At 72.8% G+C, this 21851-nt stretch carries 22 protein-coding genes; 11 read left to right on the top strand and 11 right to left on the bottom strand.

What is annotated here, in order from left to right:
• The first annotated feature begins 156 nt into the window (after positions 1-156).
• Positions 157-1800, top strand: a complete 1644-nt coding sequence (locus B6R96_RS19890; protein ID WP_030387353.1) for a DNA repair helicase XPB — start codon at positions 157-159, stop codon at positions 1798-1800.
• Here the strand turns inward: B6R96_RS19890 and B6R96_RS19885 are convergent.
• Positions 1758-2525, bottom strand: a complete 768-nt coding sequence (locus B6R96_RS19885) for a glycosyltransferase 87 family protein (protein WP_081523104.1) — start codon at positions 2523-2525, stop codon at positions 1758-1760. The two genes, B6R96_RS19890 and B6R96_RS19885, sit on opposite strands and share 43 nt — an antisense overlap.
• Positions 2526-2594: 69 nt before the next feature.
• The gene (locus B6R96_RS19880; protein ID WP_081523103.1) at positions 2595-2780 is read right to left on the bottom strand and encodes a hypothetical protein; all 186 of its coding nucleotides are present in this window, start codon (positions 2778-2780) and stop codon (positions 2595-2597) included.
• A 333-nt stretch (positions 2781-3113) separates the two neighbouring features.
• On the opposite strand from B6R96_RS19880, the gene B6R96_RS19875 reads away from it, so the two are divergent.
• Positions 3114-5198 carry a HelD family protein gene (locus B6R96_RS19875; protein ID WP_081523102.1) on the top strand — a complete coding sequence of 695 codons (2085 nt, stop codon included), beginning with the start codon at positions 3114-3116 and terminating at the stop codon, positions 5196-5198.
• A gap of 216 nt (positions 5199-5414) precedes the next feature.
• On the opposite strand, the gene B6R96_RS19870 is transcribed toward B6R96_RS19875, so the two are convergent.
• Positions 5415-6101 carry a copper homeostasis protein CutC gene (locus B6R96_RS19870; protein WP_081523101.1) on the bottom strand — a complete coding sequence of 229 codons (687 nt, stop codon included), beginning with the start codon at positions 6099-6101 and terminating at the stop codon, positions 5415-5417.
• A 120-nt stretch (positions 6102-6221) separates the two neighbouring features.
• On the opposite strand from B6R96_RS19870, the gene B6R96_RS19865 reads away from it, so the two are divergent.
• From B6R96_RS19865 to B6R96_RS19855, 3 genes are all read left to right on the top strand, one after another.
• Entirely contained in the window at positions 6222-6890 is a 669-nt protein-coding gene (locus B6R96_RS19865; protein WP_079405310.1) for an HD domain-containing protein, read from the top strand.
• 54 nt (positions 6891-6944) lie between these two features.
• Positions 6945-8165, top strand: a complete 1221-nt coding sequence (locus B6R96_RS19860; RefSeq protein ID WP_081523100.1) for a Cmx/CmrA family chloramphenicol efflux MFS transporter — start codon at positions 6945-6947, stop codon at positions 8163-8165.
• A 160-nt stretch (positions 8166-8325) separates the two neighbouring features.
• Positions 8326-9606, top strand: a complete 1281-nt coding sequence (locus tag B6R96_RS19855; protein ID WP_081523099.1) for a serine hydrolase domain-containing protein — start codon at positions 8326-8328, stop codon at positions 9604-9606.
• 16 nt (positions 9607-9622) lie between these two features.
• Here the strand turns inward: B6R96_RS19855 and B6R96_RS19850 are convergent, their stop codons facing one another.
• From B6R96_RS19850 to B6R96_RS19840, 3 genes are all read right to left on the bottom strand, one after another.
• Positions 9623-10492 (bottom strand): AraC family transcriptional regulator, encoded by an 870-nt coding sequence (locus tag B6R96_RS19850; protein WP_081523098.1) that lies wholly within the window; start codon positions 10490-10492, stop codon positions 9623-9625.
• 107 nt (positions 10493-10599) lie between these two features.
• Positions 10600-10869, bottom strand: coding sequence for a DUF4031 domain-containing protein (locus tag B6R96_RS19845; RefSeq protein WP_030387344.1), 270 nt, complete (start codon positions 10867-10869; stop codon positions 10600-10602).
• Between the two features lie 7 nt (positions 10870-10876).
• Complete coding sequence (locus B6R96_RS19840; RefSeq protein WP_052876164.1) at positions 10877-11251, bottom strand: hypothetical protein; 375 nt, start codon at positions 11249-11251, stop codon at positions 10877-10879.
• A 208-nt stretch (positions 11252-11459) separates the two neighbouring features.
• On the opposite strand from B6R96_RS19840, the gene B6R96_RS19835 reads away from it, so the two are divergent.
• From B6R96_RS19835 to B6R96_RS19825, 3 genes are all read left to right on the top strand, one after another.
• The gene (locus B6R96_RS19835; RefSeq protein WP_237291676.1) at positions 11460-12302 is read left to right on the top strand and encodes a MurR/RpiR family transcriptional regulator; all 843 of its coding nucleotides are present in this window, start codon (positions 11460-11462) and stop codon (positions 12300-12302) included.
• A gap of 119 nt (positions 12303-12421) precedes the next feature.
• Positions 12422-13357: an N-acetylmuramic acid 6-phosphate etherase gene (gene murQ / locus B6R96_RS19830; protein ID WP_081523096.1), complete on the top strand. Its 936-nt coding sequence runs from the start codon at positions 12422-12424 to the stop codon at positions 13355-13357.
• 23 nt (positions 13358-13380) lie between these two features.
• Positions 13381-14889: a PTS transporter subunit EIIC gene (locus tag B6R96_RS19825; RefSeq protein ID WP_107475546.1), complete on the top strand. Its 1509-nt coding sequence runs from the start codon at positions 13381-13383 to the stop codon at positions 14887-14889.
• A gap of 75 nt (positions 14890-14964) precedes the next feature.
• On the opposite strand, the gene B6R96_RS19820 is transcribed toward B6R96_RS19825, so the two are convergent.
• The gene (locus tag B6R96_RS19820) at positions 14965-16224 is read right to left on the bottom strand and encodes an alpha/beta hydrolase (RefSeq protein ID WP_081523095.1); all 1260 of its coding nucleotides are present in this window, start codon (positions 16222-16224) and stop codon (positions 14965-14967) included.
• A gap of 274 nt (positions 16225-16498) precedes the next feature.
• Between B6R96_RS19820 and B6R96_RS19815 the strand changes: the two genes are divergently transcribed.
• Positions 16499-16882: a hypothetical protein gene (locus B6R96_RS19815; protein ID WP_081523094.1), complete on the top strand. Its 384-nt coding sequence runs from the start codon at positions 16499-16501 to the stop codon at positions 16880-16882.
• Positions 16883-16898: 16 nt separating this feature from the next.
• On the opposite strand, the gene B6R96_RS19810 is transcribed toward B6R96_RS19815, so the two are convergent.
• Both B6R96_RS19810 and B6R96_RS19805 read right to left on the bottom strand, forming a co-directional pair.
• Positions 16899-17426, bottom strand: coding sequence for an amidase (locus B6R96_RS19810; protein WP_237291462.1), 528 nt, complete (start codon positions 17424-17426; stop codon positions 16899-16901).
• The gene (locus B6R96_RS19805; protein ID WP_030387336.1) at positions 17423-17644 is read right to left on the bottom strand and encodes a hypothetical protein; all 222 of its coding nucleotides are present in this window, start codon (positions 17642-17644) and stop codon (positions 17423-17425) included. Before B6R96_RS19805 ends, B6R96_RS19810 begins: the two co-directional genes overlap by 4 nt.
• 116 nt (positions 17645-17760) lie before the next feature.
• Between B6R96_RS19805 and B6R96_RS19800 the strand changes: the two genes are divergently transcribed.
• Together B6R96_RS19800 and B6R96_RS19795 are read left to right on the top strand one after the other, a co-directional pair.
• Positions 17761-18597, top strand: a complete 837-nt coding sequence (locus B6R96_RS19800; protein ID WP_081523093.1) for a helix-turn-helix domain-containing protein — start codon at positions 17761-17763, stop codon at positions 18595-18597.
• Positions 18581-18847, top strand: coding sequence for a DUF397 domain-containing protein (locus tag B6R96_RS19795; protein WP_081523092.1), 267 nt, complete (start codon positions 18581-18583; stop codon positions 18845-18847). The genes B6R96_RS19800 and B6R96_RS19795 overlap by 17 nt, the downstream gene beginning before the upstream one ends.
• On the opposite strand, the gene B6R96_RS19790 is transcribed toward B6R96_RS19795, so the two are convergent.
• Positions 18831-20012, bottom strand: coding sequence for a S8 family peptidase (locus tag B6R96_RS19790; protein ID WP_081523091.1), 1182 nt, complete (start codon positions 20010-20012; stop codon positions 18831-18833). The genes B6R96_RS19795 and B6R96_RS19790 overlap by 17 nt on opposite strands.
• A 282-nt stretch (positions 20013-20294) precedes the next feature.
• Complete coding sequence (locus B6R96_RS19785) at positions 20295-21506, bottom strand: S8 family peptidase (protein ID WP_081523090.1); 1212 nt, start codon at positions 21504-21506, stop codon at positions 20295-20297.
• Between the last annotated feature and the right edge of the window lie 345 nt (positions 21507-21851).

The following is a 21851-nucleotide window of genomic DNA, read 5'->3' as shown; positions in this document are numbered from 1 at the left end:
CACCGGCCATCACCATCAGCACCGTCGTCTACCCGTTCGGCCCCGGAACACCTGCCCGGCACCGCCGCCGGCCTGCCCCGCCGAAGCGGCGTGTTCCCAGCCTTCCCGCCGTACGGCACACTGGAGGTTTGACCTGAATGAAACGGGGCGCCGCGCGTGAATGGTCCACTCATCGTCCAGAGCGACAAAACCCTCCTCCTCGAAGTCGACCACGAGCTCGCCGGAGCCGCCCGGCGCGCCATCGCCCCCTTCGCCGAGCTGGAGCGGGCTCCCGAGCACATCCACACCTACCGGATCACCCCGCTCGGCCTGTGGAACGCCCGGGCCGCCGGCCATGACGCCGAGCAGGTCGTCGACGCGCTCGTCGAGTACTCCCGCTACCCCGTCCCGCACGCGCTCCTCGTCGACGTCGCCGAGACCATGGCGCGCTACGGCCGCCTCACCCTCTCCAAGCACCCCGTGCACGGACTCGTGCTGACCAGCACCGACCGGCCGGTGCTGGAGGAGATCCTGCGGTCCAAGAAGGTCGCCCCGCTCGTCGGTGCGCGGCTCGACGCCGACACCGTGGCCGTGCACCCCTCCGAGCGCGGGCAGATCAAGCAGACCCTGCTCAAGCTGGGCTGGCCCGCCGAGGACCTCGCCGGCTACGTGGACGGCGAGGCGCACCCGATCGACCTCGCCGAGAACGGCTGGGCCCTGCGCCCGTACCAGCAGCAGGCCGTCGAGGGCTTCTGGCACGGCGGCTCCGGCGTGGTCGTGCTGCCCTGCGGCGCCGGCAAGACGCTGGTCGGCGCGGGGGCCATGGCGATGGCCAAGGCGACGACGCTGATCCTGGTGACGAACACCGTCTCGGCCCGCCAGTGGAAGCACGAGCTGGTGAAGCGGACCTCGCTGACGGAGGACGAGATCGGTGAGTACTCCGGCACCCGCAAGGAGATCCGGCCCGTCACCATCGCCACGTACCAGGTCCTGACGACGAAGCGGAAGGGCGTCTACCCGCACCTGGAGCTCTTCGACTCCCGGGACTGGGGCCTGATCGTCTACGACGAGGTGCACCTGCTGCCCGCGCCGGTCTTCAAGTTCACCGCCGACCTCCAGGCGCGCCGCCGGCTCGGCCTGACCGCGACGCTGGTGCGCGAGGACGGGCGGGAGTCGGACGTCTTCTCGCTCATCGGGCCGAAGCGGTTCGACGCCCCGTGGAAGGAGATCGAGGCGCAGGGCTACATCGCGCCCGCCGACTGCGTGGAGGTCCGGGTCAATCTGACGGAGTCGGAGCGGCTCGCGTACGCCACCGCCGAGACGGAGGAGAAGTACCGCTTCTGCGCGACGACGGCGACGAAGCGGAAGGTCACCGAGGCCCTCGTGGCCAAGCACCGCGGTGAGCAGACCCTGGTGATCGGCCAGTACATCGACCAGCTCGACGAACTGGGCGAGCACCTGGACGCGCCCGTCATCAAGGGCGAGACCTCCAACGCGCAGCGCGAGAAGCTCTTCAACGCCTTCCGCGAGGGCGAGATCAGCGTGCTGGTCGTGTCGAAGGTCGCGAACTTCTCCATCGACCTGCCCGAGGCCACCGTGGCCATCCAGGTGTCGGGCACCTTCGGCTCCCGGCAGGAGGAGGCCCAGCGCCTGGGCCGCGTGCTGCGGCCGAAGGCGGACGGCCACGAGGCGCGGTTCTACTCGGTCGTCGCGCGCGACACGATCGACCAGGACTTCGCGGCGCACCGCCAGCGGTTCCTCGCCGAGCAGGGCTACGCCTACCGGATCATGGACGCCGACGAGCTGCTGGCCAGCGACTGACCCCGGCCGGCGCGGGCTGCGAGGACGGCCAGTAAGGGCGCGCACCACACCCACAGGGGCGGCCAGTCCAGGACCAGGGCCCGGGCTGCGGCGGGCAGTTGCCCGGTCCAGAAGGCGGCGGACGCCTCCGGGAGGACCAGCAGCCCGAGCAGGGCGGTGCCCGCCGACGCCGCCAGGGCCGTGAGCCCGGCCCGGACGCGGCGGGTCAGCAGGAGGTACGCGGCGATGGCCGCCGGGGCGAGGGTGATCCCGGCGGCGACGCCCAGCGCGAAGCCCTTGCCGAGCGCCGAGCGGGGCCGGCCGAGGTCCCACAGGACCAGGCAGGCGAAGGCCAGGTTGATCTGGCCGGGCAGCGGAGCCTGGAACAGCGGTTGCAGCCACAGCCCCACGATGGTCGCGGCCAGCACGGGCCCGGGCCGGGACCGCAGTCCCGCGAGGCGGCAGGACAGCGTGATCAGGAGCGCGAGCAGGCCCGCGTTGCCGAGGACGAGGAAGGCCTTCAGCGCGCCGGCCGGCAGCCATGCGGCCGGAGTGAACAGGATCGCCGCGAACGGCGGATAGGCGGCGGGCGGCCCCCATTCGGCGGCGGAGAAGCCTTCGACGAGAGCGTCGGCCACCGGGATGCGCAGGGCGATGCAGAGCACGCCCAGCACCAGCAGCGAGCCGGTCAGCAGCACATCGGCCAGAGGCGACGGCGAGCGGCTGGGAACGGGGCTCCGGGTCACCCGCGTGACCCTAGTGGATCAGTGGACGTGCCGCGCGAGCCCGCCCGGGCCGGGCAGCGGGCCCGCAGGTCAGTGACGTATGACGCCCGCGTCCTCGGCGTATTCACCGAGGACGACGACGCTGACGGCGGTCGCCGCGAAGATCCTGACGGCGCGCAGCATGCCGCCGAGGCCCTGGCGCGGACGGGAATCGGAGGTGTCGGCGGCGCCGCTCGGGCGGCCGCCCCGGATCGGGGTGAAGGTTGCGGTGCTCATGGATCCATGGTGCGTTTTCGCGTCGCCCCGCACATCGCTCCCGGGAGGGAACCTCACCGGTCCCCGGGTCCTCCTCCCGTCGCATGCGCACCCCTAGGGGGAGCTACCGAGGTCTGACACTCCCCGGTATGACACCGGCTCAACGCCCCCCGGGGCCCCTGCCGCCCGCCCCCGGCGCCCGTGCCCGCCACCCGTTTATCCATTCGCGCCGCACCGCACCCGTGGCTAGAATCTCCGCTCTTGCCGCCTCCCACCGCCTCATCGGGGAGAGCCGCCCTCCGGCCGGAAACCGGCGGGCCATCTGTTCCGCACCCAGCAGCTGGAGGCAGTCCCGTGCCCGCGCACGCCCCCGAGACCACGCACGACGACCCGCTGGGCCGCGAACGCGCCCACCTCACCGCCTCGCGCTCCGCCCTGCGCGCCATGCGCGAGGACGTCGAGGCCCTCGACATCCGCGACGTCACCGCGAACTGGGTCAACGCGATCGTCCTCCAGGCCCAGATCGACGACCGCATCAAGGCCCTCGCCGACCTCGCCCACACCCCGCTCTTCTTCGGCCGCCTGAACTACCTGCACGCACCCGGCGCCGAACTCGCCGAGGGCGCGGAGGGCGAGCAGTTCTACATCGGCCGCCGCCACGTCCACGACGCCGACGGCGACCCCATGGTCATCGACTGGCGCGCGCCCGTGTCCCAGCCCTTCTACCGGGCCTCGAAGAAGGACCCGCAGGACATCTCCCTGCGCCGCCGCTTCGGGTACACCGGCGGCGAGCTGACCGCGTACGAGGACGAGCACCTGTCCGACCCCGCCGAGGCGGCCGCGGTCAGCAAGCTGCTCCAGCAGGAGATCGAGCGCCCGCGCGTCGGCCCGATGCGGGACATCGTGGCCACGATCCAGCCCGAGCAGGACGAAATCGTCCGCTCCGGCCTGTCCGGCTCCGTCTGCGTGCAGGGCGGTCCGGGCACCGGAAAGACCGCGGTCGGCCTGCACCGGGTCGCGTACCTGCTCTACGCGCACCGCGACCGCCTCGCCCGCACCGGCACCCTGGTCATCGGGCCGAACCGTTCCTTCCTGCACTACATCGAGCAGGTCCTGCCGGCCCTGGGCGAGCTGGAGGTCAAGCAGGCCACCGTCGACGACCTGGTCGCCCGGCCCGGCCTGGAGGTACGCGGCACGGACGCCGCCGAAACCGCCGTCGTCAAGGGCGACGCCCGGATGGCGCAGGTGCTGAGCCGCGCGGTCCGCTCGCACGTCACCCGCCCCACGGAGCCGCTGATGGTGGTCCGCGGCTCGCGCCGCTGGCGGGTGCCCGCGTACGAGCTGGAGGAGATGGTCGAAGAACTCCAGAAGCGCGACATCCGCTACGGCGCCGCCCGCGAGGCACTGCCGCAGCGCATCGCGCACGCGGTGCTCGTACGGATGGAACAGGCGGGCGAGGCGCCCGACGACCGGGTGCAGGACGCGGTGGCCCGCAACGCGGCCGTGAAGGCGGCGGTGAAGGAGATCTGGCCGCCCGTCGAACCGGCGAAGCTGGTCCTGCGCCTGCTGTCCGACCCCGAGTTCCTCGCGCTGCACGCGGCGGACGTCCTCACCGAGGACGAGCAGAAGCTGCTCCTGTGGCCGAAGCCTTTCCGGAGCGTGAAGTCGGCGAAGTGGTCCGCGGCGGACCTGGTCCTGATCGACGAGGCGGCCGACCTGGTGGAGCGGACGCACTCGCTGGGCCACGTGGTCCTCGACGAGGCCCAGGACCTGTCACCGATGCAGTACCGGGCGGTGGGCCGGCGCTGCACCACCGGCTCGGCGACGGTGCTCGGCGACCTCGCGCAGGGCACGACCCCGTGGGCCACGCGCAGCTGGGACGAGGCCCTCACGCACCTGGGCAAGCCGCAGGCGGTGCTGGAGGAGCTCACGGCGGGCTTCCGCGTACCGCGCGAGGTGATCGCCTACGCCTCCCGGCTGCTGCCGTCGATCTCCCCGGGCCTGGCCCCGGTCTCCTCGGTCCGTGAGACGCCCGGGTCGCTGCGGATCGAGGAGTCCGCGGCCGCGGACCTCGACGCGGCGGTGGTCGGCGCCTGCCGCGACTCCCTGGCCCACGAGGGTTCGATCGGCCTGATCGCGGCGGACGCGCGGATCCCGGCCCTGGCCGAAGCCCTGCTGGCGGCCGGGCTGCCGTACCTGTCCCCCGGCGAGGAGACGACCGCGCAGTCCCGTCTGACGCTGGTGCCGGCGTCGCTGGCGAAGGGTCTGGAGTACGACTACGTGGTCCTGGACGAGCCCGCGGCGATCGTGGACGGCGAGCCGGACGAACGGACGGGGCTGCGCCGGCTGTACGTCTGCCTCACCCGCGCCGTCTCGGGCCTCTCCGTGCTGCACGCGGCCGCCCTGCCGGTGGCTCTCGCCCGAGGGGACGCGGCCTGACCCGCGGGCCCGCTCCTGGGGCTCCGCCCCAGACCCCGCGCCTCAAACGCCGGCGAGGCTGAAAGACCGGGGCTCCGCCCCGAACCCCGCTCCTCAAACGCCGGAGGGGCTGGAAATCAAGCGCCGCCGGCACAACTCCCAGCCCCGCCGGCGTGTGAGGCGATCTTTCAGCCTCGCCGGCGTTTGGGGCGCGGGGGTTCGGGGGCGGAGCCCCCGTCAGGACAGGGCGGCGCGCCAGTCCGCGACGGCCTCCGCCGAGACGGGCCGGCCCCACCCGGAGGGACGCGCCGCGCCGCCGATGTGGAAGGCGTCGATCCCGCCCGCCCTCAGCACCGGCAGGTGCTCCAGCGTCAGGCCGCCGCCGACGAGGATCCGCGGCCCGTACCCCGGCTCGCCCCCGCGCGCCGCCTCCGCGAGCAGCACCGGCAGCCCCTCCTCCACACCCGCGGGCGAGCCCGCCGTCAGGTAGGTGTCCAGCCCGGGCACATCCGCCAGCGCCTTGCGCAGCTGGTCCCGGTCCGCCGCGCGGTCGATCGCCCGGTGGAAGGTCCAGCGGCAGCCGTCCAGCTCCGCGACGACCGCCTCGACGGCGGCCAGGTCGGGGGTGCCGTCCGCGTGCAGGAAGCCGAGGACGAACTCCTGCGCGCCCTCCGCCCGCAGCTCCCGCGCCGCCCGGACCAGGTCGGACACGTCACCGGCCGCGAAACCGTCGGTCCTGCGGAGCATCACGCGCAGCGGGATGTCGACGGCCGCCCTGATCGCCGCGAAGGTCTCGCGCGGCGGGGTGAGCCCGTCGGCGGCCATGTCGGTGACCAGTTCGAGTCGGTCCGCCCCACCGGCCCGGGCCGCGACCGCGTCCTCCACGTCGAGGGCGATCACCTCCAGGAGCGCACGGTTGCTCATTCGATCCCATCCTTCGGAAAGCAGCTCGGGAAACTGCGGAAATAGGTCTAGTCCAATATTCAGAGTACGGGGCTCCACCCGCCCTTCACCAGCACAATCACGCCACCCCACAATGTGCCCATGGACACAGGCACCCCGCGCAGCGACACCGCCGATCTCCGGGCCCGCTGGCACGCGACCGTCACCGCCGCCGGCGCCCCCGCCGACCGCGATCCCGAGCCCTACGCGGACCGCCTCCTCGCCGCCTGGGCGGAGCCGCAGCGCCGGTACCACACCACCGCCCACCTGGCCGACGTACTCGCGCGGATCGACGTACTGGCCCCGCACGCCGCCGATCCGGCCGCCGTGCGGCTCGCCGCCTGGTTCCACGACGCCGTCTACCGGCCCGACCGCTCCGAGAATGAGGAGCGCAGCGCCGCCCTCGCCGAGCGCGCCCTCCCCGAGCTCGGCATCGACCCCGCGCGCACCGCCGAGGTGGCCCGGCTGGTCCGGCTCACCGTCACCCACGACCCCGCCCCCGGCGACACCGACGGCGAGGCCCTCTGCGACGCCGACCTGGCCGTCCTGGCCGGAGCCCCCGACGCCTACGCCGCGTACGCGGCCGCCGTCCGCGCCGAGTACGGCTTCGTCCCGGACGACGCCTTCCGCACCGGCCGCGCCGCCGTCCTGCGCCAGCTCCTCGACCTGCCGCGGCTCTACCGCACGCCCTACGGAGCCGAGCACTGGGAGGGCCCGGCCCGCGCCAACCTCGCCGCGGAACTCGCCGACCTCACCGACCGGGGAATTTGATCGCGTTCGCGCTGGTTGGTGACAGGCATGCCCGCAGCCTCAGCACGCCCCCGCATGCCCGTCGCCGTCTACGTCCTCGGCCTGTCCGTCTTCGCGCTCGGCACCAGCGAATTCATGCTCTCGGGTCTGCTGCCACCCATCGCCGAGGACATGGGCGTCACCATCCCGCAGGCGGGCCTGCTCATATCCGCCTTCGCGATCGGCATGGTCGTCGGGGCACCGCTGCTGGCCGTGGCCACCCTGCGGCTCCCCCGCCGCACCACTCTCATCTCCCTCATCAGCCTCTTCGGCCTGGGGCAGGTCGCGGGCGCGCTTGCCCCCTCGTACGAGCTCCTCTTCGCCTCCCGCGTGGTCTCCGCGCTCGCCTGCGCCGGCTTCTGGGCCGTGGGCGCGGCCGTCGCCATCGCCATGGTCGACAAGGACCAGCGAGCCCGCGCGATGGCCGTCATGATCGGCGGCCTGTCCATCGCGAACGTCCTCGGCGTCCCCGCCGGAGCCTTCCTCGGCGAGCACCTGGGCTGGCGCTCCGCCTTCTGGTCGGTCGGCGCGGCCTCCGCGATCGCCCTCGTCGGCATCCTGGCGCTGATCCCGAAGATCCCGCTGCCCGCCGAGAAGCCCTCGCTCGGGCGCGAGCTGCGCATCTACCGCGACCGCCAGGTGTGGCTCTCCATCGGCATCACGGCGCTGGCCGCGGGCGGCGTCTTCTGCGCCTTCAGCTACTTCTCGCCGCTGCTCACGGACGTGGCCGGGCTGGACTCGCAGTGGGTCCCGTGGATCCTGGGCCTCTTCGGCATCGGTGCGCTGGTCGGCACCACCGTCGGCGGCCGGGTCGCCGACGCGCACCTGTTCGGCGTGATGATCTGGGGCATCACCGCCTCCACCGTCTTCCTCGGCGCGCTCGCCCTGCTGGCGTCCGCCGCGGCCGCGGCGGTCGCCCTCGCCTTCCTGCTCGGCTTCTCGGCGTTCTTCACCGCCCCGGCGCTCAACGCCCGCATGTTCAACGTGGCCGGCGCCGCCCCGACCCTGGCCGGTGCCACCACCACGGCCGCCTTCAACCTCGGCAACACCGGCGGCCCCTGGCTCGGCGGCACCGTCATCGACGCCGGCCTGGGCTTCGCCGCCACCGCCTGGGCGGGCGCCGCCATGACGGTCACCGCGATCGCCCTCCTGGTGATCGCGCTGCGCCTGGACCGCCGTACACGGCCGGGCACGACCCGCGTGGTCGCCGCGGGCCGCGCCGCCGCCCCCCACGTCGAGGAGCCCGCCCGCGCCTGACCGCACGACCGGGCACGACCGGGCACGGCCGGCGCCGGCCGTGCCCGGCTGCGCCCGCCCGGGTCCGGGTCGCCGCCCCGGACCCGGCTTCCTACGATGGGAAGGTCCGCTCGGGGATCCGGGCACGCGCTCGGGGACGTGCCGTCAGAGGGGGTCCCCCATGGGCCGGTACCGCACGCCCACCGTCCTCGCCGCCGCCTCCCTGCTGCTGACCGCGCTGTGCGCGGGCCAGGCCCCGGCGGCCGCCCCGCCGGGCCGGGCCGACATCGACCCCGCCACCGCCGAGCAGCTCGACGACGCCATCACCGCGGCCATGCGCAAGGCCGGCATCCCCGGTGTGGGCGTCGGCCTGTGGATCGACGGCGACGGCTCCTACGTGCGCACCTTCGGCACCGCCGACAAGGCCACCGGCACCCCCATCAAGACCGACATGCACACCCGCATCGGGAGCGTCACCAAGACCTTCGCGATCACCGGCGTCCTCCAGCTCGTCGACGACGGGAAGGTGCGGCTCGACGCGCCGATCTCGACGTACCTCGACGGCGTGCCCGGCGGCGACAGGATCACCGTCCGGCAGCTCGCCGACATGCGCAGCGGCCTCTACAACTACACCGAGGACCCCCGCTGGACGGCCGCCTTCAAGGCCGACCCGCACCGCGCCTGGACCCCGCAGGAGCTGCTGGACTTCGCCTTCGCGCACCCCGCCGACTTCCCGCCGGGCGCGCGCTGGGAGTACTCCAACACCAACACCGTCCTGCTCGGCCTGCTCGTCGAGAAGATCAGCGGGCAGCCCCTGCACACCTACCTCCAGCAGCACGTCCTCGAACCGGCCGATCTGGACGCGACCTCGCTGCCGACCGGCGCGGAGATCCCGTCCCCGTACGTGCACGGCTACACGAACTTCACGCCGAGCGGCGCGACCGTCGACGCCTCCACCTGGAACCCGTCCTGGGGCTGGGCGGCCGGCGCGATGATCTCCACCATGGACGACCTGCGCTCCTGGGTCCCGACCCTGGTCACCGGACGGCTGCCCGACGGCGGCCGCCTGCTGGAGCCGGGCACCCAGGCCCAGCGGCTGCGCATGCTGCCCACCGGGCACTCCGGCGTGGGCTACGGACTGGGCATCGCCGAGCTCGACGGCTGGATCGGCCACAACGGCGAGCTCCCCGGCTACGAGACCGTCGCGGTCCGGCTCCCGCAGGAGCGCGCCACGATGGTGATCGTCGTGAACTCCGACGTCGACGGAAAGTTCGGCAGCCTGAGCTCTCTCATCGCCAACACGGTCACCGAGATCGCGACCCCGGAGCACGTCTGGTCGCTCCCGTCGGCGGCCCAGCCCAACACCGTCCCCGAGCCCTCCACGACAGCGACGGCGCCGTCGTCGTCGTCGTCCGCGCCGTCGACTCCGGTCCCGGCCCCGACCCCGGCCCCCAGTTCCTAGAGGGGCGTCCTGCCGATCACGCCGGTTCGACGGGCAGCCACAGTTCACAGGTCGCGGTGCTGAAGTCGGCCGCGCGGTCCAGGACCGCGACGATCGAGGGGCCCGGCCGCAGCCGCCACGGGTTGGAGGGGAACCACTCGGTCGCCGTCGCGGCCCAGGTCGTCTGCAGTGCCTGCGGATGCGGTCCGTCGGTACGGAAGACCGCCCACATCCCGGCCGGCACCTCGATGGCGTCGAGGTCTTCGGGGGCGCGGGTGTCCCGGGAGACGGCGACTCCGTGCAGGTAGGTCAGTTCGCTCCCCTCCGTGCCGTCGGGGTCGAGGTCGTCGGAGACCGCCAGCAGGCCGGCCGGTTCGGTGTCGCCGAGGGCCTTCAGCCGGAGGTGCTCCTCCTGCGGCAGTGCGGTGACGTGCTGCTGGATGTGCGGGTTGATGCCCTGGTGGATGAGCGGGACCCGGGCCGCGTGTCCGACCAGCCGGAAGGCGGGGCGGTCGATGAGGCGGGTGTCCATGGGGATGCTCCCTTCGACGGTCAGGCGGATCCTGAGCCGTGGCTGTGTGCGAAGGGGGCCTCCGTCGCGGCGCACGTCACGGGGACCGGCGCCGTGGACCGCGCGGAACGCGCGCCCGAACGCCTCGGTCGATCCGTATCCGTACCGGACGGCGATGCTCAGCAGATCGTCCTCGCCGCGGACCACGTCGGCGGCGGCGACCGTCATGCGGCGCCGGCGCACGTACTCCGAGAGCGGCATGCCGGCCAGCGACGAGAACATCCGGCGCAGGTGGTACCCGGTCGTGCCGAGCCCCCCGGCCAATCCGTTGACGTCGAGCTCCTCGGCGAGGTGCCCCTCGACGAGATCGACCAGCCGGTTGAGTGCCGAGATCACGAGGCCTCCCTCCCTTCGACGCCAACCCTGCCGCAGGGGCCCCTCCCCGCACCCGACCGCTGCGATCCGATCCGATCGGGCGCCCGGCAGGATCCGGAGGAGACGGCCTACGCCGCCGGCCGGCCCTTCGGGCGGCGCAGTCCCGCCGCGGTGAGGCGGCGGACGAGTTCCTTGCTGCCGATCTCCACCGCACCGGCGCCGACCGCGTCCGCGTAGCGGTAGGACGGCACGTCGTAGTGGTCCCGCTCGAAGGCCCGCGGCGGGCAGCCGATGCCGGCCGCGAAGGCGTGCAGCTCCTCGTACGAGACGTCGCTGACCAGGTGCGACCACATGCGGCCGTGGCCCGGCCAGGTCGGCGGGTCGATGTAGACGGTCACCGGCGGCTCATCGCCGGCCGAGGACGGGGCCCAGGCCGCCTATCGCGGCCACCTTCACGCCCGCCTCCGAGCACACCCAGTGCGGGTCGGGTCCCAGCTCCGGCTCCACGTCCAGCGCGTGCGGTTCGCCGTGGTTGCAGACCGGGCACAGCGGCCAGCGTCCGTACTTCTCCAGCAGTGCGTCCTTCACGTCCTGGGCGACGAGTCCGGCAAGGTAGTCGACACCCTCCGGCCACTGCTCCACCCACCACCGGCGGTGCGTGACCGAGTCCTCGACGAGGGAGACGACATCGGCATCGGCGACCTCGCCGGCGGCGAGATCGGCGAGAACGAGGGCACGGGCGACGTGCAGCGCCTGTTCCAGGGGGGTCGCGTGGTCCATGCGCCCATTGTGGACCCGTTCGGGGCCCCTGATGAAGGCCCTCTTTCCGAGGGCCCAATGGCGTATTGACCGGAACCGCACCTGAAAATAAGTTTCAGATGTGAGCCAGAATCCGAAGGAAACTTCCAGCGCCACTGCGGTCACCCCTGCGGTCACCCCCGCGCCCCCCACCGCCCCGGCTCCGCCGCCCCACGCCCTCCGGGCCCGGATCCGCGCCCTCGGCCCGTCCCTGCCCCGCTCCGTGCAGGCCGTCGCCGACGCCGTAGCCGCCGACCCCGCCGCCTGCGCCCGGCTCACCGTCTCCGCGCTCGCCGAGCACACCGGCACCAGCGAGGCCACCGTCGTGCGCACCGCCCGCCTCCTCGGTTACCCCGGCTACCGCGACCTGCGCCTCGCGCTCGCCGCCCTCGCCGCCCAGCAGGAGTCCGGCGCCGCCCCCGCCGTCACCGTCGACATAGCCGTCGACGACCCCCTCGCGGACGTCGTCGCCAAGCTGGCCCACGAGGAGGCGCAGACCCTCACCGACACCGCCGCCGCCCTCGACCTGAACCAGCTCGCCGGCGCCGTCACCGCCCTCGCCACCGCCCGCCGCATCGACATCTACGGCGTCGGCGCCTCCGCCCTCGTCGGCCAGGACCTCGCCCAGAAGCTGCTGCGCATCGGCCTCCTCGCCCACGCGCACAGCGACCCCCACCTGGCCGTCACCGGCGCCGTGCAACTGCGCCCCGGCGACGTGGCCGTCGCGATCACCCATTCCGGCACCACCGGCGACGTGATCGAACCGCTGCGCGTCGCCTTCGGCCGCGGCGCCACCACCCTCGCCCTCACCGGCCGCCCGAACAGCCCCGTCACCCGCCACGCCGACCTCGTACTGGCCACCTCCGCCGCCCGCGAGACCCAGCTGCGCCCGGCCGCCATGTCCAGCCGGACCAGCCAGCTGCTCGTCGTCGACTGCCTCTTCGTCGGCGTCGCGCAGCAGACCTACGACACCGCCGCGCCCGCCCTCGCCGCCTCCTACGAAGCCCTCGCCCACCGCCACACGACCCGCTGACACGTCCAGCCACGCCACCGAATCCGGCCCCTCCGGCGTTTGAGGAGCGGGGTCCGGGGCGGAGCCCCGATCCCGAAGCCCAGCCCGCACACCATCCGCCGCCCGCCCGGGAGCCGCCCATGACCGCCCACGCAGAACTCCGCGCCCAATTGGAAACCCTCACCACCGAGGCCTTCCGCCCGGAACTCGCCGAGATCGACCGGCTGTCCACCCTCGACATCGCCCGCACGATGAACGCCGAGGACGCCACCGTCCCCGCCGCCGTCGCCGCCCAGCTCCCGCGGATCGCCGCCGCCGTCGACGCGATCGCCGAACGGATGGCCCGCGGCGGCCGGCTCGTCTACGCGGGCGCCGGCACGGCCGGCCGGATGGGCGTCCTGGACGCGAGCGAGTGCCCGCCCACCTTCAACACCGACCCGGCCGACGTCGTCGGACTGATCGCGGGCGGCCCCTCCGCCATGGTCCGGTCCGTCGAGGGCGCCGAGGACTCCAAGGAACTGGCCGCGGGCGACCTCACCGCGCTGGGGATCGGGCCGGACGACACGGTCGTCGGCATCTCCGCCTCGGGCCGCACCCCGTACGCGATCGGCGCGGTCGAGTTCGCCCGTACCCGCGGCGCGCTCACCGTCGGGCTCTCCTGCAACGCCGGATCCGCCCTCGCCGCGGCCGCCGACCACGGCATCGAGGTCGTCGTCGGACCCGAACTCCTCACCGGATCCACCCGCCTGAAGGCCGGCACCGCGCAGAAGCTCGTCCTCAACCTCATCTCGACCATCACGATGATCCGCCTCGGCAAGACGTACGGGAACCTCATGGTCGACATGCGCTCCTCGAACGAGAAGCTGCGCGCCCGCGCCCGCCGCATCGTCGCGCTGGCCACCGGCGCCCCCGACGAGGAGATCGAGGCCGCGCTGGCCGCCACCGGGGGCGAGGTCAAGAACGCCGTCCTCGTCGTCCTCGGAGGGGTCGACGGGCCCACGGCCGCCGAACTGCTCGCCGCCTCGCAGGGCCACCTGCGCGCCGCCCTCGCCCGCGCCCTCGCCCCCACCAGCTGACCCCCGACCCAAGGCGATCCCACATGTCCACTGACAAGAACCGCGCCACCGCCGCCGCGATCCTTCCGCTGGTCGGCGGCCCGGACAACATCGTCTCGATCGCGCACTGCATGACCCGCCTGCGCATCTCGCTGCGCGACCGCTCGCTGGTCCAGGACGAGGCCCTGCGCGCCCTCCCGGCGGTGCTCGGCGTGGTCGAGGACGACACCTACCAGATCGTGCTGGGCCCGGGCGCCGTCGCCCGCGTGACCCCGGAGTTCGAGGCACTGGTCGAGGAGGGCCGCTCGGCGTCACCGGCACCGTCACCGGCACCGGCACCCATCACCGCGGACGACCTCGCCGCACAGGGCGCGGCACTGAAGGAGGCTCAGAAGGCCCGCAACGCCACCCCCTTCAAGCTCTTCCTGCGCCGCGTCGCGAACATCTTCGTCCCGCTGATCCCGGCCCTGATCGGCTGCGGCATCATCGCCGGGCTGAACGGCCTGCTCACGAACCTCGGCTGGGTCCCCGCCGTCGTCCCCGCCCTCGCCGCCATCGCCTCCGGCTTCATGTCCCTGATCGCGGTCTTCGTCGGGTACAACACGGCCAAGGAGTTCGGCGGTACGCCGATCCTCGGCGGCGCGGTCGCCGCGATCATCGTCTTCCCGGGCGTCGCAAAGATCGACGCCTTCGGCCTGGAGCTCAAGCCCGGCCAGGGCGGCGTCCTCGGCGCGCTCGCCGCCGCCCTCCTCGCCGTGTACGTGGAGAAGTGGTGCCGCAGGTGGGTGCCGGAGGCCCTGGACGTCCTCGTCACCCCCACCCTCACCGTGCTGATCTCGGGCCTCGTCACGATCTTCGGCCTGATGTACCTCGCCGGTGAAGCCTCCGCCGCCATCGGCACCTTCGCGAACTGGCTGCTCGCCAGTGGCGGCGCCTTCGCGGGCCTGGTCCTCGGCGGCCTCTTCCTCCCCCTCGTGATGCTGGGCCTGCACCAGGCCCTCATCCCCATCCACACCACCCTCATCGAGCAGGACGGCTACACCGTCCTGCTGCCCATCCTCGCCATGGCCGGCGCGGGCCAGGTCGGCGCGGCCATCGCCGTGTACTACCGGCTCCCGCGCAACGGCTCGCTCCGCACCACCATCAAGTCCGCGCTCCCGGCCGGCTTCCTGGGCATCGGCGAACCGCTGATCTACGGCGTCTCCCTGCCGCTCGGCCGCCCCTTCGTCACCGCCTGCATCGGCGGCGCGGCCGGCGGCGCCTTCGTCGGCCTCTTCCACCAGCTGGGCGTCGCCTTCGGCTCCACCGCCATCGGCCCCTCCGGCTGGGCCCTGTTCCCGCTGCTCGACGGCAGGTCCAGCGCGGGCCTCACCCTCGCGATCTACGCGGGCGGCCTGCTGGTCGGCTATCTGGCGGGCTTCCTCGCCACCTACTTCTTCGGCTTCACCCGCCGGATGCTGGCCGACCTCAACACCGACCCGGACCACACGAACCCCGCCCAGGACACCGCGACCGCCGCCGGAGCGCCCCCGCAGGAACGCGTCCCCGCCTAGGCGGGCCGCCGACCGGAGCGCCGGGGTGGGCGGGGGCGGCCACCGGGCCGGGGCCGCCCCCGCCCACCCCGGTGGTCACTCGGCCACCACGATCTCGTTCACGAGCCACGACCCGAGTTCCTCGGTCATGGTGGTGTGGCCCTCGTTCCGGCCGGCGCACAGGAAGGCGTCGAGCGCGCCGGCGTCCGCGGCGATCGGGCGGTACAGCGCCTGCGGGTCGTTGATGTCGCCGGACGCGACGGCGCTGATGGCGGGGATGAAGCAGGACGTGTTGATGACGTCCGGGTCGACCACGTTGCCGAGAAGGGTCATGAGGAGGGCGGCGAGGCCGAAGCTGCCGGTGTCGCCGACCGGGGACTGCATGGTGAACAGGCCGCCGGGAGCGCCGTCGATGTCGGGCAGCCCGCTGGTGCGCACCAGGGTCGGCTCGTCGCCGGCCTTCTGCAGCCTCGCGACGATCTGGTCGCCCTGGGCCTGGATCTTCAGCCAGGTGTCCTGGAGCGTCTCGCCGTCGCCCCGCACCGCGATCTCGCCGGCCTCGGCGCCGTTCCCGGCACCGGTGTCCACGCCGTTGGCGACACCGATCTTGCGGAGGTTCCGCGGCCACCCCCCGATCTCGTCGAGCTTGCGCAGGAACGCGAGCCGCTCCGGCGCCTGCTCCGGCTCGGCGTCGACCTTGCCGATGTGCCACCGCGCCATCTCCTTCGCCGCGGGGCTGTTGAGCAGCCCGGAGAGCTGGCGCAGCACCGGGCCCAGCGTGGGAACCTCCCCCCACTGGTCCGTCGCGTAGTGGGTGAAGGCCTGGAGGGAGACCGGGAACCACGCGCCGTGGTGAGGGGTGTCGTAGGAGAGGTAGGTGGCGGTCTCGTGGTCCGGGAGGCCCGGGTCCTGCTCCATCCTGGCCAGCGCGTAGCGGGTGATGAGCCCGCCCATGCTGAAGCCGCCCACGGCCAGCTTCGCGCGACCTGCCCGCTCGGCGACGGCCCGGCGGATGCACTCGATCGCGGTCTCGGCGTTGGCCGTGATCGAGGCCGTCCGGTCGTGGTAGCCGAGGATGATCACATCCCGGCCGGCGGCGTGCAGTTCACTGATGAAGCGGTAGTTCCCGTTCTCCTCCAGCCCGTGCCAGAGCTGGTCCAGGTTGCTGGATCCGCCCGAGAAGCCGTCGGAGAGGATCACGGGCCGGATGAGCTGCCGGCGGTTCAGCGGGCTGTAGTACACCCAGGCCGTGCCGCCCTCCAGGGGCCACTCGTCGTGCGCGTCCGGCGCGGGAGGGAAGGAGGAACGGGCCTGCGGGGAGGCAGGCCCCCAGATGTCAACGACGGTGTTGGACATACTCGGTCGACTCCTTGCGTAGTCATGGAACCACCGCACGCAGACGCGGTGACTCGGGGCGGGCCGGGAGCGCCTGAGGACCGGCCGCTCCCTGCCGCCCGGCATCCTCACACCGGGTCATCGGCCGCTCCCCGTGCCTCTGAGCAGGGAAACCATCCCTCCGAGTGATCATCTTCAGCATTCGGTCGAGGCGCGGCACACCAAAATCGTTTCGCCACAAGGGAGTTGTCGAGCTGCCGGAGGGACCCCGAACCCCGGATGCCATGCTGTGCCGATGCTGCTCCCCGCCGACGCCGTCGCCGCCACGACCCGTATCGACGTCGTGCGCATCACCGCCGGCCCCGAGCAGCACGGCGACCCGATGACCGGGCCCGTCGTCGGCTCCTGGGAGGGACCCGCCGTGACGGAGATGCTCGGCGTGATCCGCAGGATGCCCACCGCCGACCTCACCCTGTGCGGGTTCGCCCCCGGCTGGGGCATCCGTGCGTACGCCGACCCGGCCGGACCGCCGCTCTACGAGGCCGCGTTCTGCTACGGCTGCGACATGGCCTGGGTCTGGGGCCCCCGGGTCCCCCCGGCACTGCACCGCCAGACCTTCGACTCCGGATCGCCCTACGCGCACTTCCTGCGCATGCGGATGCGCGCCGCGGGCCCCTGATCCGGCCGCACCGGCCTCAGCGCCCGGGGCTGCCCGCCCCGGCGGCCTCCTTCAGGAACCCGGCCAGATCGTCCACGCCGTAGCCGAGCCTGGGCCCCCGCTCGGCGGCCATCAGCAGCAACTGCCCCACGATCTCGGCACCCCAGCCGTCGGTGCCGTCCTGCGACCACTCCCACAGCCTGTCGATGCCGAGCCCGGTCATCAGCAGGCCGTGCCGGGTACGGATCTCCGCGCACAGCTCCGCGACCGCGTCCAGCAGGCGCCCGCCGGGCCGGTCGCACGTCAGCCCCAGGCATCCGCCGAGGTCCTCCACCGCGCAGCCCTGCGGCGGAGCCGCCTTGAGCCCGTCGTAGCGGGGGTCGTCGAACCCCGGATAGCCCTCCACCGGGCAGTGCACCAGCGTGAACCGCTGCCGCCCGGGCGGCGCGGGCGGACCCCCGGCCGTCGGGCCGCGGGTCCCGCGCGGGGCCAGGGCCGTCTCCAGGCCGCGCAGCTTCCAGCCGAGCTCGAAGGCGAAGTTCGCCGCCTCCACGGCCTCGCTCACGAACCCGCCGCCCGCTCGTGCAGGACGGCGGCCAGCCGGAGCGCGGTGTCCAGGTTGCAGCGGCCCAGGTCCACCAGCGGCAGCCCGTACGTCCCGGCGGCCGAGACCCGTTCCACGTCCAGCGAGGGGAACAGCACCCCGACCCCGGCGAGGGACTCCCGCAGCTGCCGGACGGCCTCCTCGGCCGCCTGCATGCGCTCCTGTGGGGAGAGCACCATGACATGTCACCTTTCTACTCTGAGTATCCAACTTCTTCACACAGAGTGGCGACGCGCTCATTAGCCTTTCAAGTGAGGGCCCCTCAACAACCGCACATGTTGCTCAGGGAGTTGCCATGCCACGAAAGAACCTCGATCCCTCCTCCTCACCCCGCGCCCTCCTGGGCGCGGAACTGCGCGTAGCGCGCGAACGCGCAGGCATGAGCCAGGCCGAACTCGGCGAACGGCTCTTCGTCAGCGGGTCGTTCATCGGCCAGCTCGAAGCGGGCACGCGTCGCATGCACCTGGAGTTCGCCCGCCAGATCGACGAGATCCTCGACACGGGAGGCTTTTTCGTCCGCAACTGCGAGGCGGCGGCCGAGTCGAAGTACCCGGACCACTTCGCGGAGGCAGCCGAAGCAGAGGCTCGGGCGAGGGAAATCCGGGAGTACGCCCCACAGCTGATTCCTGGACTGCTCCAGACAGAGGCTTACGCCCGGGAGGTGTTCCAGGCCGGACATCCGACTGCAACAGAGGAGAGGATCGACGAACTCGTCACGAACCGGCTGGCCCGCGCGGCACTGCTCAACCAGCCAACAACCCCTTTGTTGTGGTGTGTCCTCGACGAGGCGGTGCTGCGCCGCGCGGGGGACAACCCAGCCGTCCGGGTCGAGGCCCTGCGCCACATCGCAAGTCTGATGCGGGCCCGCCGCATCATCGTTCAGGTATTGCCCTTTAGCGCTGGCCTGCATGCGGCCATGGGGGGCGCCATCAAGTTGATGTCGTTTGACGACGCTCCCCCGCTCTCCTACGCCGAAGGCATGGGAACAGGGCTCCTTTTCGACGATCCGGCGACAGTCGCCCATCACACGCTGACCTACGATCTCCTCACGGCCAACGCGCTGTCACCGCGCAAGTCCCTGGCCTTGATCGAGTCCGTGGCGGAGGATTACGAACATGACCAGCACGCCTGAGTACGACCTGACGACGGCCATCTGGCACAAATCCAGCTACAGCGACGCAAGCGGCGGCAACTGCCTGGAGATGGCCACCTGGCGGAAGTCGACGTACAGCGGCGGCGATGGCGGCGACTGCCTCGAAGTGGCCGACGGCCACCCCGACCTCGTCCCCGTCCGGGACTCCAAGCAGCCCGAAGGCCCACACGTGATCTTCCACGCGCAGGCCTGGGCCCGGTTCGTCGGGTCGCTCAGAGACCGTTGGTGAACAGCAGCTTGTCGGGGCCGTTGTCGCTGAGGTTCTGGATGACGCCCGGGGTGGCCTCGTTCTTCAGGGAGTTCGCCACCTCGGTCGGGCTCGCGGTGGGGTGCGCTGCCTTGTAGAGGGCTGCCACCCCGGCGACGTGCGGCGCCGCCATGGAGGTGCCGTTCAGCGACACGCTGCCGCCGCCGTTCCGCGCGGAGATGATGTCCTGGCCGGGGGCGTAGAGGTCCAGGACCTCGCCCCAGTTGGAGAAGTCGGTCTCCTGGTCGTAGCGGTTGGTCGCGCCGACCGTCACCGCGTTCGGCGTGGAGGCGGGCGACACCCGGCGGGCGTCGACGTTCTCGTTGCCCGCCGCGACGATCGGCAGCACGCCCCGGTTGAACAGCGCGTTCGTTGCGTCGTTGACCGGCTCGAAGCGGTCACCGCCCAGCGAGGCGTTCAGGACGGCCGGCTGGCGGGCGTTGTTGGCCACCCAGTCCAGGCCCGCGATGATCCCCGACCAGGGGCCCCGACCGTCGCATCCCAGGACCCGGACGCTGACCAGGCTCACCTTGTGCGCCACGCCGAAGGTCTCGCCGCCGACCGTGCCCGCGACGTGCGTGCCGTGGCCGTTGCAGTCCGCGCCGTTGCGGCCGTCGCCGATCGCATCGAAGCCGGGTCGGGCGCGGCCCCCGAACTCGGTGTGCCGGAAGTCGATGCCGCTGTCGAGGATGTACGCCGTCACCCCCTGGCCGTTGGTGTTGGGGCTGAACTCGTTGTCGAGCGGCAGGAACCGCTGGTCGATCCGGTCCAGGCCCCAGGAGTTCGACGGCGCCTTGGTCGCGACGCCGGCCGCGGGCGCCGGCGGGGCGGTCACCAGCGCGTCCTGTGCCACGGACTTCACGCCCGCCGTCTGCCGGGCGGCCTGCAGCTGCTTCTCGGTGAGGGTCGCGGAGAAGCCGTTCAGCGCCGAGCTGTAGGTGAACTTCGCCTTCACCCCGAGCGCCGCCGCGACCTTCGCCGGGGTGGCGGACTTGTCGAGGGTGACGATGTAGCTCTCGGGGATCGGGTTCGCGGCGGTGAGCAGCGGTGCCGGGGTCGGCTCCGGGGCCGCGGAGGAGGCGGTGGCGGCCGCGACAGGGGTGACGGTGACGAGAAGGGCCGTGGCCAGACGGGCGAGCAGACGCATGGAAAGAGCTCCCTGACGTGCTTCGAAGGGGGGCGTGGAGGAGCCGCCCCCGCGACCTGGAGTCCTCCGCGGGTGCGGCCCTCCCGTACATCGGATGCGTCCGGGAGAGAACTTGAGCCGCCCGCCTCCGCCTGGCGGACAGTGCGTTGCTTCTGTCGGGGGCGTGTCGCGGACGCTGCAGAAAGGGTCATTCCGGGCCGCTACCCGGGGTGACGTCCCGAACGGACGACCGCAGGAAGATCACCCGTACGGGCGGCCGGGGGCCGCCCGTACGGGGGCGGGTCAGAGACCGGCGGTGTAGAGCAGCTTGTTCGGACTGGCCGGGCTCAGGTTCTTCAGGACGTCCTTGGTGGTCTCGGACTCCAGGAATTCGGCGATGGCCTCCGGCTCCGCCGTCGGGTTCTTGGCCTTGTAGAGGACCGCGACACCGGTGGCGTGCGGCGCGGCCATCGACGTACCGTCGAGGGCCACGCTGCCGCCGCCGAGCTTCGCGGAGACGATGGCCTGGCCGGGAGCGTAGAGGGTCACGCACTGGCCCCAGTTGGAGAAGTCGGTCTCCTCGTCGTACCGGTTGGAGGCGGCGACGGTGACCACCTTTGCCGCGGAGGCCGGCGAGACGCCGCAGGCGTCTTTCGCGGAGTTGCCCGCCGCGATGACGGGCAGCACGCCCGCGGCGGTGACCGCGTCGGCGGCGTCGTTCACGGCCTTCGACAGCTCGCCGCCCAGCGAGCCGTTGAGCACGGCCGGCTGCTTGGCGTTCTTGGCCACCCAGTCCAGCCCGGCGATGATCCCCGACCACTCGCCCTTGCCGTCGCAGCCGAGGACTCGGACGCTGACCAGGCTGGCCTTCTTCGCGACCCCGTACGTCTTCCCCGCGACCGTACCCGCGACGTGCGTACCGTGGCCCTGGCAGTCGGCGCCGTTGCGGCCGTCGTTGATCGCGTCGAAGCCGAACGTGGCGCGAGTGGCGTCGGGCCCGCCGAACTCGGTGTGGTTGTAGTCGATGCCGGTGTCGAGGATGTAGGCGGTCACCCCGGCGCCGTTGCCCTCGGGGCTGAACTGCCCGTCACCCGTGCCGTTGGCCTTGTCCCAGTCGTCCTGCTGGTCGATCCGGTCCAGGCCCCAGGACGAGGCCGGGGCCCGGGTGCCCGCCACGGTGCTCTGCCTCGGCACCGACTGCACCTTCGCGTCCTCCTCGACGGCCTTCACGCCCAGGCTGTTGCGGACGATCGTCAGCTGGAGCGGGGTCAGCGAGGCGGCGAAGCCGTTCATCGCCGAGGTGTAGACGAACGAGGGCTTCAGACCCAGCTTCTTCGCGGCCTGCGCCGCGTCCACCCCCGTTCCCAGGGTCACGATGTACTTGCCGGGCACCGCGTTGTCGGACTTGAGCAGCGGTGCCGGGGTCGGCTCCGGGGCCGCGGCGGAGGCCGTACCGGCCACGACCGGGGGGACGGTGAGGAGGGCCGCGGCGGCCAGGCGTGCGAGCAGGCGCATGGAAGGAACTCCCTGACGGGGTGGGGAAGGAAGACATGGGTGTGGGCCGCCCAAACGGCACCACGTGCTCCTGCGGGGCGGCCCTCGGCTTCATCGGTGCCACCGCCCGGCCGGTTGAATCACCGGCTTCACCTGGTTGCCCGTCCGGTACGCGCCGACACGCCGTGGCGCGCGCGGCGCGCAGAAAGGGTTATCCCGCTGTGCCGCACCGGGCGCACTCCGGCCCGCGCGGCCGGTGGCCCGCCCGGCAGGATCACCCGTACGGTCCGCCCCCAGATCAGGGGGCGCACGGCCGGTGCGCCGCCCGTACCCCCGCCACACCCGCGGGCTTCGTTGACCCGCCCG

The organism is Streptomyces sp. Sge12, from assembly GCF_002080455.1.
Lineage (GTDB): Bacteria > Actinomycetota > Actinomycetes > Streptomycetales > Streptomycetaceae > Streptomyces.
Note: the sequence above shows the minus strand (reverse complement) of the source record. Positions and strands in the feature narration are given on the sequence as shown.